Origin of the sequence: Burkholderia sp. Ac-20379 (assembly GCF_017104645.1) — a bacterium.
In the GTDB taxonomy this organism is placed as follows: Bacteria; Pseudomonadota; Gammaproteobacteria; order Burkholderiales; family Burkholderiaceae; genus Burkholderia.
Genome location: NZ_JAAGPF010000260.1, coordinates 1 through 10,479, shown reverse-complemented (window position 1 = coordinate 10,479; position 10,479 = coordinate 1). Strand labels below are relative to the sequence as shown.

Sequence of the window (10,479 nt, the reverse complement as noted above, 5' to 3'; positions counted from 1 at the left end):
CTCGGCCAGCGTCGCGCCGGCGATCCCGGCCGACACGGCCGCGGCCACCGCCGCCGCGCTCGCCACGCCGAGCGTGGTGTGATGCGTGACGAGGCACGAGGCGAGCACCGCGTCGACGAACGCCTGCGCGTCGTCGAGCGGCGTGGCGATGCCCACCGGCGTGACGCGCATCGCGGCGCCGTTGGTGGTGCCGAAGCGGCCCGCGAGCGCAACGTCCTCGCCGTCGACGATCGCCTGCGTGGCGCGCCGCGTCGACGGCCCGAGCAGATCGAGCGAGCCGCGCGCCTTCATGTCGGCTTCCCAGGCGATCAGCCGCCGCGCGAATTCGAGCGGCGCGATCGCGCCCTGCCCGTCCACCAGCAGTTGCGCGACCAGCACGGCCTGTTCGGTATCGTCGGTGATCGCGCCGGCCGGCATGTTCGGTGCGATCGGCTGATCGGGGCCGGCGGCCGTCAACTGCGTGATGCGGCCGAAGCGCGCGCGGATCGTCTCGCGGCTCAGCGCCTGGGTCGGCATCCCGAACGCATCGCCGAGCGCGAGGCCGTAGAACGCGCCGCGCGCGCGGTCGAGCCGGGCCGCGTGGTTCGAATCGGCGGGGGCGGCGGAAGAAGCATCGGTGCGGGAGAGCGACATCAGAATTCCAGGTGAAGGGCAAAGTGGGCCGGATCGAGCAGGCTGACGACGTACTCGATGATCCGGTCGTCGCGATCGCGCGTGAGGCGGCGCGAGCGCAGGAACGGCGTGCCGGCGCGGCGCTTGAGCAGCCGTGCGTCCTCCGCCGCCAGGCCGACCACCTCGGCCCATTGTTCGCCGTGATCGGCCACCATGCCGTGCTCGGCCAGCGTGCGGTTCAGCGAGCCGCCCACCAGCCCTTCGAGCGGCAGCGCGGCGAGATCGTCGGAGAACGGCAGGCGGCTGCGCTCCAGCGAGATGTGCGCGGCCGGCTCGCCGATCACGCGCATCCGGTCGATCGCGACGAAGCGCGGCTGCGCGAGCCCGAGCTCGGCGGCCAGCGCCTCGTCCTCGATGATCGCGATCTGCAGCAGCCTGGTTTGCGCGCTGCCGCCGGCCTGCTCCAGCGCCGTGGTCCAGCCGAGCGAGCCGTCGATGGTCTGCCCGTGGAACGTCACGAACGAGCCGATGCCGCCGCGCCGCGTGATCAGCCCGCTGGTGGTCAGCAGGTCGAGGCCCTTGCGCACGGTGTTGCGGCTCACCGCGAACCGCTCCACCAGCTCGCTCTCGCTTTCGAGCTGCTGGCCGTACGGCAGCCGCCCGCTCAGGATGTCGCGCTCGAGCGCCGCCGCGACCATGTGTGCCTTGGAACGCCCGACGTCGGACGCCTTGGCCGATTTACGCACCATCTTCAGTCTCCTGTCAGCACGCGCCGCGCCCGCGCGCCGGCCCGTACCGGGCGGCGCGCGGCGCGTCGCAAAAGGTACAAGTATGCACAGGTTTGACGGCGGACGGCGGCGCGAGGCGGATCGGCGGGCGGACATGGCGATGGCGGACATGGCGATGGCGGGCAGGCGAATCGGGCTTGGAAGCGCGCTCGGAAGCGTGCTCAGAAGCGGTGAACGATGCCGAGCTGCAGGCCGCGCGCGTCGGCGCCCGGATAGGCCAGCGGCAGGCCCGCGTTGGCCGAGCCGGCCAGCCGGTACGACGCGTTGCCGCGGTTCTGCAGGAACGACAGCGCGCCGTACAGCGTGGTGCGCTTCGACATCGTGTAGGTGTAGAGCGCGGCGATCTGCTTCGCGTTGGCGCCCTGCCCGGTTTCGTCGTGCAGATAGGTGCCGCCGAGCGAGACGGCCTGCGCGCCGGTCAGTTGATACAACGCCGACACGCCGTAGATGTTCGCGTCGAGGCCGATGTCGGCCCATTTCGCGCCGGCCCAGCCGACGTAGACGGTGGTCTTGCCGAGCTGATACGACGCGCCGGCCTCGGCCGTGCGGTCGAGCGTGCCGTTGTCGGCGCTGCGCACGGCCTGGGCCGCCGCGATCGCCGAGAACGGGCCGTGCGTGTAGGTCACGTCGGCCTGATAGCTGGCGCCGCCCGAGCGCAGGCCGCCCGCGTCTCCGAAGCCCACGTACACGCTGAATTGCAGCCCCGACAGCAGCGGCGACGTATAGGAGACCGTATTGCTGGTGCGCACCGCGTAGGTTTCCATGTTGCTGAAGCCGGACGCCTGGGTGGCCGCGCCGAACGCGTCGAGCCCGCCCTGATCGTTGAACAGCGGCGAATTCTGACGGCCGACGCGCACCTCGCCCCAGTTGCCGCCGAGGCCCACCCAGGCCTGCCGGTTGAACATCGAGCCGGCCGACGCGAAGCTGCCGTCGTTCGGGTTGAAGCCGTTCTGCAGATCGAAGCCGACGTAGTTGCCGCCGCCGAGATCCTCGTGGCCGCGCAGGCCGATCCGGCTCGCCCACTGCCCCGACGAGCCGATCGCGGCCGTGTAGCCGTTGCCGGTGTTCACGTACTGGAAGAACTCGTCGACGATGCCGTACAGCGTGACGCTGCTCGAATCGGCATGGGCGGCGAGCGGCAGCACGCCGAAGGCGAGCGCGAACGCGAGGCGCGACAGACGGAAGGACATCGTGGGATCCCGGTCGGTTGGAAGCGGTCGCCGAAGCGACTGACTTGTTCCTACAAAAAGAACATGTAGGAACAGGCGCAAAATTAAGGTTTCAATTTGAACAAGTCAAGCGCGGACAAATAGGGGAAAACCTGTGGTGCGCGCGGCGCCGACGGCGGGGTATGGGGAGCGGAAATGCAGCGAGGGGAACGCCGATCGCACGAGAACCGGGCGATGGCGGGAACGGCGGGGAGCGAAACGGCGGGAAGCGGCAGTGAACGACTTTGAGCGACTTTGAACGGCCTCGAGCGGCCTGAAGCGGCGAAGCGGAATCGGGCGCGGGCGGCGGGCGCACGGCCCGCCGCCCGCCTTTCGCGTCAGGCCACCGCGAAGTAGTGCTTGACGAAGCCGCCTTGCGGCACGTCCCACAGCGTCGAGGTGCCCTTCTCGACGAACCAGCTGTCGCCGGCCTTGAATTCGCGCGTCGTGCCGGTCGATTCGTCCGTGATCGACACGCTGCCGGTCACCACCGTGGCCTGCTCGCTGAACGGATAGACGAGGCGGAACTTGCCGGCCGTGGTGCCGAAATAGGCCGACGAGACGGCGTCGGTCGGTGCGCCGTGCGTCATCTTGCCGAACGCCTGGATGTCGCCGCCTTCGAGGATCTCGGCGCCGATGCCGCTCAGGCTGCCCCAGGCGTCGAGTTCGGATTGCGCGATGGCGGATTGGATTGCGGTCATGCTCATGCGGTGGTTCTCCGTGTGTTTGAAAGAAGGCCGGCGGCGCTCAGCGGCGGCCGTGCCAGTAACCCGAGGTCTGATGCATCACCTTGCCGAGCGTGACGAGCAGATTTCGATAGGTGTCCTTGCCGCGCACGGTGGCGCGCGGGATCGCGCTGACCAGCCGGTAGCGCTCCGAGCCGCCGACGATGCCCTCGCCGAGGATCTTGCAGATGATCTGGCTCGGCGTGACGCCGAAGCCCGAATAGCCCTGCACGAAGAACGCGTTGGGCCGATCGGGCAGCGTGCCGATCTGCGGAAACAGGTTCAGCGTCGACGCCATCGGCCCGCCCCACGCCAGATCGATCCTGACATCCTTCAGGTACGGAAACACCTCCACCATCAGGCGCCGGTTCCATGCCTTGAGGTCGCCGGGAATCCGTTCGACGAGCGAGGTCGACGAGCCGAACAGCAGCCGGTTCTCGTTGGTCACGCGGTAATAGTTGATGACTGGGCGGATGTCGCTGTACGCGCCGTGGATCGGGCTGATGCGGCGGATCAGTTCGTCGCTGAGCGGCTCGGTCATCGAGTTGTACGCGTACACGTTGATGGTGCTGCGGTGCAGCTCCGGCTCGATGCGGTTGTTGAAGCCGTCGACCGCCCACACCAGCTTGCGCGCCGTCACGCTGCCCTTCGCGGTGCGCACGCGGATCCGCTCGCCGTAGGTCACGTCGAGCGCCGGGCTGTGTTCGAAGATGCGCGCGCCGTAGATCTCGCTGACGGCCTTCGCCTCGCCGAGCAGCAGGTTCAGCGAATGCACGTGGCCGCCGCCCATGTGCAGCAGCCCGGCGTGATACACCTCGGAGCCGACGATCTGCTGCACGTCGCGCCCTTCCACATAGCGGATCTCGTGCGGCGCGCCCAGCGTCTTGAAATCCTTTTCCCAGCTGCGCAGCGTCTTCGCCTGACGCGCGTTGTAGGCCATGTAGCCGTAGCCGCTGCAGAAATCGGCGTCGATGCCGTACTTCTCGATGCGCTCGCGCATGATCTGCGGGCCGAGATCGCTGAGCGCGAAGATCGCGCGCAGGCCCTCCTCGCCCACGTCGTTGCGGATCGCGTCGAGATCGTGGCCGATGCCGGCCATCACCTGCCCGCCGTTGCGGCCGGTGCCGCCGTAGCCCAGATGCTGCGCCTCCAGCACGACCACCTTGTCCACGCCGTGCTCGCCCAGCTCCAGCGCGGTATGGATGCCCGAGAAGCCGCCGCCGATGATCACCACCTCGGCCTCGATGTCGTCCTCGAGCGAGGGGAAACTCAGTTCGTACTTGCGGGTGGCCGTGTAGTAGGTGGCTGTTTCGTCTGCGTGCATCGTCGTTTCCTCGATTCGTGTTGCTGCCGGGCGGGCGCCCGAAGCGCCCGCGGCCTGCGCCGGCCTGTACCGATTGTGGGTTCGCGCGTCGGCCCGGCGTGAGCACATATCGGCAAGGCAGGCCGCCCGCGCCGCCCGTTCAGAAGTTGGTGCGGATGCCGGCCATCACGGCCAGTTGGCGATTCGAATTGCTGTTCACGAGATTCGGGATCTGCGCGTAGGCCGTGCCGCCCGCGGCGGGCGCCGCCGACAGCCCGCCACCGCTGGCCAGTTGCGCGATGCCCACCGCGTAGAGCGCCGTGCGCTTCGAGAGCAGATAGTTCGCGCCGAGGTTGAGCTGGTGGAAGCGCGTGGCGGCCTCGCCGCTCGGCTTCGCGTTGTTGAAGATATAGGCGACGCCGAGATTCCAGAACGGCGACGGCGCGTAGGTCGTGTTCAGCTCGGCGATGTCGAACGACACGTCGCGGCCGTCGGGCGTGCCGGCGCCGGCGAAATACGCGCTGCGGCCGAGCCGCGTGTGCGTGTAGACCAGCGCGACGGTGGCCTGGCCGAGCGCGATCGAGCCGCCCGCGCCGTAGGCCTTCATGCTGCGCGCGTCCTGCAGCGCGCAATACTGGGCGTCGGCGTTGGCGCACGAGAAATCGCCGATATAGCCGGCCTGCCCGCCGAGCGCCGCATCGAGCGGATTGTTCAGCGCCATGTAGCCGGCGCTCAGCGACAGCGGGCCGCGCGTGTAGGCGAGCGCCGCCGCGTAGCCGCGCCGCGCCGGGAAATTGCCGGCCTGCCCGCCGAGGCTGAACGTGCCGCCGAACGTGAAGCCGTTGAAATCCGCGCTGGTGAACTTCACGGCGTTGTTGAAGTTGAACGCCTCGTTGAGATTGTCGACGTCGCCGAAGTGCGAGCCGTACAGCGTCGACCAGTTGTTGCTCGACGCGTACACGCCGAGAAAATCCGAGTACGAATCGTATTGGCGGCCGAGGCTCAGCGTGCCGATGCGCTCGTCGCGCAGGCCCACCCAGGCCTGGCGGCTGAACAGCGCGCCGCCCTGCAGCATCGCGCCGTTGCCGGTCAGGAACTGGTTCTCGAGCTGGAACATCGCCTTCAGCGCGCCGCCCAGATCCTCGCTGCCCATCAGCCCCCAGCGCGACGGCACCAGGTTGCCGCCGCTCATCTGCACGGCGTGGCCGCCCGAAGTCGCGCCGTCGGCGCGCGTGGTCTGCTGGTTGGTCGAATAGACCACGCCGGCATCCACCGTGCCGTACAGCGTGACGCTGCTCTGCGCCTGCGCCGCGGTCGCGGTCAGGCCAAGGCCGAGTGCGGCGAACGCCAGCATCGTGACCGTGGAATTCGTAATGTTCTGCATGCGAAGCCTCTCGATGGACGTGCGTCATCCGCGCGCTCGCCCGATGCGGCGCGACGATGAACGGTTTCAGGAAAACGGAATGGCGGACGGGAGCGCGGCGCGCCCGATCGGCGGCCCTGCGCGCCCGGCCCGCGCCGCGGGCGCTACCGGCTCACGGCGAAGTAGTGCTTGACGAAGCGCTCGCCGAGAATGCGCCAGGCCACCGGCGTGCCCTGCGCGACGAACCACGCGTCGCCGGGCCGGAAGCGGTGCACCCGGCCGGTGCTGCGATCGAGCAGTTCGCATTCGCCCTCGAGCACGACGGCATGCTCGTCGAACGGATAGACCATCTCGAAGGCGCCGCGCGTGCAGGCGAAGTAGCCGGCGCTGGCGGCGGCCGCGTCCGAGCCGGCCGTCGTCTTGCCGAAGGCCTGCACGTCGCCTTCGGTGACGGTCGCGCCGAGCGTCTTGACGCTGCCCCACGCGTCGAGCGCGGGAATCGGCGAAGCAACATGAATCGCGTGCATGGTGTGCCCCCGCCGCTCAGAGACGCGAACTGCCGAGCCGCTCGTAGGCCGCGCGGTCGCGCCGCCGCAGCCTGCGCGCCGCGATCGCCCCGGCCGCCGCGAACACCGGCAGCAGCGCCGTCAGCGCATACGACAGCGTGGCGCCCGCCCCCGTCAGCAGCGGGAAATTCGCCACCGCGAGCGCCAGCACCGCGGCCAGCGCGACGCCCGACACCACCGGGAACACCGCCACGCGCAGCATGCCCTCGCCGCTCGCCGGGCGGCGGCGGAAGAACCGGAACACCGCCACCGACGACAGCGTCATCAGCGCGACGATGCAGAGCGTGGCGAGGTTGGTCAGCCACGAGAACAGCGTCAGCACCGGGTCGGCGCGCATCGCGACGAACGCGAGCAGCACCGCGAGCGCCACCGCCGATTGCGCGAGCGAGCCGACGTACGGGCTGCCGTGACGCGCATGCGCCCGGCCGAGCGCCGGCGGCAACAGGCCTTCGCGGCCGCTCGCGAAGAAATAGCGCGACGCCGAGTTGTGGAACGCGAGCAGGCCCGCATACACGCTCGTGATGAACAGCACGCTCATCGCCGTGGTCAGCGCGGGGCTCGCGTAGCGGTCGGACAGCGAATACAGGAAGGTGGTCGGATCGGCCAGCGCCGTCAGCGTGCCGACGATCTCTTTGGCGCCCGCGCCGACGATCATGCACCACACGGAAAAGCAGTAGAACGCGCCGATCAGCAGCACCGAGATATAGGTGGCGAGCGGCACGGTGCGCTGCGGGTCCTTCGCTTCCTCGCTGTAGATCGTGGTGGCCTCGAAGCCGATGAACGTCGCGAAGCAGAACAGGAAGCCGATCGCCGGCGTGCCGCTCAGGAACGCGTGCGGCGTGAACGAGGCGAGGTTCACGCCATGCGCGCCGCCGTGCCGGAGGATCGCGATGTCGAGCACCAGCACCACCAGGTATTCGCCCATCACGAGCAGCGACAGCACCTTGGCGGACAGATCGATCTGCCGGTAGCCGAACACCGCGATGCTGGCCAGCGCGAGCAGCGAATAGCACCACCACGGCGCGGCGATGCCCGCATGGGCCTGCATGAAGCCGGCCGTGACCGCGCCGAACATGCCGTACAGGCCGATCTGCATGGTGTTGTAGCCGAGCAGCGCGAGCCACGCCGCCGCGCCGCCCGCCGTGCCGCCGAGCCCGCGCGCGGTGAACGCGTAGAAGCCGCCGGCATTGGTGACGTGGCGCGCCATCGCCGTGTAGCCGGCCGCGAACAGCAGCAGGATCGCGACGGTCGCCACCAGCAGCGCGGGCGTGCCGGCGCCGTTGCCGAGCATGATGCCGATCGGGAAGCCGCCCGCGATGGCGACCAGCGGGCCGGCCGCCGAGACGACGAAAAAGACGATGAATCCCAATCCCAACGCGCCTTTGCGCAGTTCGGTCGAGGGCGAAGATTCCATGGCGACGCTCATTGATGTTTTCTCCAGGGGGCGGGCCTCGGCCTGCGCATCGCGTCGGCGATGCGAGTACCGGCTCGCGTCAGGGAGAATGTAGGAAGCCAAAATATCGGAGCGGCAGCACAAATCGGCAACCCGCGCCGGCGCGAGGGTAATTGCCTAGCGCGGCGGCCCGGCGGCGCTCAGAAGCGCCGCTGCGTCTGCGACGGCAATTCGCCGAACAGACCGCGATATTCGCGCGCGAAGTAGCTGAGATGGGAGAAGCCGTAGCGCGCCGCCGCGTCGCCGATCTTCAATTCGTCGGCGCTGGTCGAGCGCAGCAGGCCGCGCACGGCGTTCAGGCGCGTCGCGCGCAGGTATTCCACGGGCGAGATGTGCGCCACGCGCTGGAAGCTGGTTTGGAGCGTGCGGCGGCTGCAGCGCAGCGCGCGGCACAGGTCGAGCACCGTGACGGGCTCGGCCTCGCTTTCGGCGGCGATGCGCTCGCTGCGCCGCACGATGTCGCTGTAGGTGGCATGCGTCAGGTCGCGCCCCGACGCGCCACCGGCGCTGTCGAGCAGGCCCAGCAGGATGCCGAGCACCTCGTCCTGGAAGCGTTTGGCGGAAGCGGGATCGTCGCGGACGGCGCAATCGCGTTCGGCCGCGTCGAGGCACGGCGCGAGCCGCGCGGCCAGCACGCGCGCCGCGTCCGGCGCGATCGGCAGCACGCTGCGCTGCCACTGGCGCACCGCGTGCTCGCCGACGGCGATCGCCACCAGTTCGTGCATCGCGTCGGTGGGCAGGCTCACGGCCACGTAGTGCATGGCCTCGGGCGTGTAGAAGCGGAATTCCTCGCCGGGGCCGAGCAGCATCAGCGCGAAGGTATCGACGCGGTGGCCCTGGAACGTGCCGGCCTGCGGCGCGGCGAGCGGCACCGCGATCGACGAGAAGCCCGCCGGCGAGACGCCCGATTGCACGATGCGCCGGTTGGTGGCTTCGCGGAAATACAGGAACGCGGGCGACGCGGCCTGCACCAGCCGGCTCTCGAAGCGCCCCGGCGTCATCTGCCGGTAAACCTGTTCCCAGCCGTTGACGGCCAGCGAATGGTCGTGCACGTCGGCGAGCGAACTGACCTTGAAGTCCATCGCCATCTCCCTGAATTCCGCCAAGTGTAATGCGCGTCCGGCCGCCCGTCCCGCGCGTCAAAAATGCCCTTGCCGAATCGTCAGGGATCCCGAGCGATCAGTGGGCGATGCAGACCGATTTGGTCTCGGTGAAGCCTTCCACCGCGTGCCGGCCGAACTCGCGGCCGAGGCCCGATTGCTTGACGCCGCCGAACGGCATCGACGGATCGAGCGGCACGTGGCAGTTCACGTAGACGGTGCCCGCCTCGATCTCCGGCACGAGGTTCATGGCCGCGCGCAGGTCGTTGGTCCAGAGGCTCGCCGTCAATCCGTACGACGAATCGTTTGCCATGCGCAGCGCCGCCTGCGGATCGTCGAACGGCACCAGCGCGAGCACCGGGCCGAACACCTCGTCGCGCAGGATCGCCGCGCCGGCCGGCACGTCGGCGATCACGGTCGGCTGCACGTAATAGCCGGGCCGCTCGACCGGCGCGCCGCCCGCGAGCAGCCGCAGGCCGTCGGCGCGCGCGCGGGCGATGTGCGCCTCCACGCGGTCGCGATGCGCGGCCGACACCAGCGGATTGACCTGCGCGGCCGGGTTCAGCCCCGGGCCGAGCGTCATCGCGCGCGCCGCGTCGGCCAGGCCGTCGGCCACCTGCCGGTACTTGTCGCGGTGCACGTAGATGCGCGAGACGGCCGCGCACACCTGCCCCTGATTCAGAAAGCCGCCCGCCAGCATGCCCTGCACGGCCTGGTCGACGTCCACGTCGGCCAGCATGATCGCCGGGTTCTTGCCGCCCAGTTCGAGCGAGAAGCGCGTCATGTTCTGCACGGCGGCCGCGCCGATCAGCTTGCCGGTGGGCGTCGAGCCGGTGAACGAGATCTTCGCGACGCCCGGGTGCGACGCGAGCGCCGCGCCGCATTCGCGCCCGCCCGTCACGACGTTGAACACGCCGGCCGGCACGCCCGCCTCGATCGCCAGCTCGGCCAGCCGCAGCGCCGTCAGCGGCGTTTCGGGCGACGGCTTGATGACGATCGCGCAGCCCGCGGCCAGCGCCGGGATCAGCTTCCAGACGGCGATCATCAGCGGGAAATTCCACGGCACGATGCCGGCCACCACGCCCACCGGCTCCAGGCGCGTGTAGGCCGTGTAGCGCGCGCCGGGCGGGAACGGGATCGACACGTCGAGCGTCTCGCCGCCGAGCTTGGTCGCCCAGCCGGCCATGTAGCGCACGTACTCGACGGTCGCGCCCACTTCGATCGCGCGCGCCACATGGATCGACTTGCCCTGGTTCAGCGTCTCCAGTTGCGCCAGCTCCTCGCCGTGCGCCTCGATCGTGTCGGCCAGGCGCAGCAGGATGCGTTCGCGGTCGGCCGGCCGCAGCCCGCGCCAGACCCGA

The 10,479-nt window shown here is 69.7% G+C and carries 10 protein-coding genes; all 10 read right to left on the bottom strand.

What is annotated here, in order from left to right:
- A partial coding sequence (locus G3N92_RS25200) for an ADP-ribosylglycohydrolase family protein (RefSeq protein WP_206130315.1) occupies positions 1–633 on the bottom strand: 633 nt, incomplete at its 3' end.
- Complete coding sequence (locus tag G3N92_RS25195; protein ID WP_206130314.1) at positions 633–1,361, bottom strand: GntR family transcriptional regulator; 729 nt, start codon at positions 1,359–1,361, stop codon at positions 633–635. The genes G3N92_RS25195 and G3N92_RS25200, both read right to left, overlap by 1 nt.
- A gap of 200 nt (positions 1,362–1,561) precedes the next feature.
- Positions 1,562–2,590, bottom strand: coding sequence for a porin (locus G3N92_RS25190; protein ID WP_206130313.1), 1,029 nt, complete (start codon positions 2,588–2,590; stop codon positions 1,562–1,564).
- A gap of 356 nt (positions 2,591–2,946) precedes the next feature.
- Positions 2,947–3,315, bottom strand: a complete 369-nt coding sequence (locus tag G3N92_RS25185) for a cupin domain-containing protein (protein WP_206130312.1) — start codon at positions 3,313–3,315, stop codon at positions 2,947–2,949.
- A 40-nt stretch (positions 3,316–3,355) separates the two neighbouring features.
- Complete coding sequence (locus G3N92_RS25180) at positions 3,356–4,657, bottom strand: FAD-binding oxidoreductase (protein WP_206130311.1); 1,302 nt, start codon at positions 4,655–4,657, stop codon at positions 3,356–3,358.
- Between the two features lie 139 nt (positions 4,658–4,796).
- Entirely contained in the window at positions 4,797–5,990 is a 1,194-nt protein-coding gene (locus G3N92_RS25175; RefSeq protein WP_206130316.1) for a porin, read from the bottom strand.
- Positions 5,991–6,163: 173 nt separating this feature from the next.
- On the bottom strand, positions 6,164–6,526 hold the full coding sequence (locus tag G3N92_RS25170) for a cupin domain-containing protein (protein ID WP_206130310.1): 363 nt from the start codon (positions 6,524–6,526) through the stop codon (positions 6,164–6,166).
- Positions 6,527–6,542: 16 nt separating this feature from the next.
- Entirely contained in the window at positions 6,543–7,991 is a 1,449-nt protein-coding gene (locus G3N92_RS25165; RefSeq protein WP_206130309.1) for an APC family permease, read from the bottom strand.
- A gap of 167 nt (positions 7,992–8,158) precedes the next feature.
- Positions 8,159–9,100, bottom strand: coding sequence for a helix-turn-helix domain-containing protein (locus G3N92_RS25160; protein ID WP_206130308.1), 942 nt, complete (start codon positions 9,098–9,100; stop codon positions 8,159–8,161).
- 97 nt (positions 9,101–9,197) lie between these two features.
- Positions 9,198–10,479 (bottom strand): aldehyde dehydrogenase family protein (locus tag G3N92_RS25155; RefSeq protein ID WP_206130307.1); only part of this gene is annotated, 1,282 nt, incomplete at its 5' end.

What these genes read in the sequence shown, in the direction of transcription:
- G3N92_RS25195 (WP_206130314.1), bottom strand. Translation starts at nt 1,361, where the DNA reads ATGGTGCGTAAATCGGCCAAGGCGTCCGACGTCGGGCGTTCCAAGGCA.
- G3N92_RS25190 (WP_206130313.1), bottom strand. Translation starts at nt 2,590, where the DNA reads ATGTCCTTCCGTCTGTCGCGCCTCGCGTTCGCGCTCGCCTTCGGCGTG.
- G3N92_RS25185 (WP_206130312.1), bottom strand. Translation starts at nt 3,315, where the DNA reads ATGAGCATGACCGCAATCCAATCCGCCATCGCGCAATCCGAACTCGAC.
- G3N92_RS25180 (WP_206130311.1), bottom strand. Translation starts at nt 4,657, where the DNA reads ATGCACGCAGACGAAACAGCCACCTACTACACGGCCACCCGCAAGTAC.
- G3N92_RS25175 (WP_206130316.1), bottom strand. Translation starts at nt 5,990, where the DNA reads ATGCTGGCGTTCGCCGCACTCGGCCTTGGCCTGACCGCGACCGCGGCG.
- G3N92_RS25170 (WP_206130310.1), bottom strand. Translation starts at nt 6,526, where the DNA reads ATGCACGCGATTCATGTTGCTTCGCCGATTCCCGCGCTCGACGCGTGG.
- G3N92_RS25165 (WP_206130309.1), bottom strand. Translation starts at nt 7,991, where the DNA reads ATGAGCGTCGCCATGGAATCTTCGCCCTCGACCGAACTGCGCAAAGGC.
- G3N92_RS25160 (WP_206130308.1), bottom strand. Translation starts at nt 9,100, where the DNA reads ATGGACTTCAAGGTCAGTTCGCTCGCCGACGTGCACGACCATTCGCTG.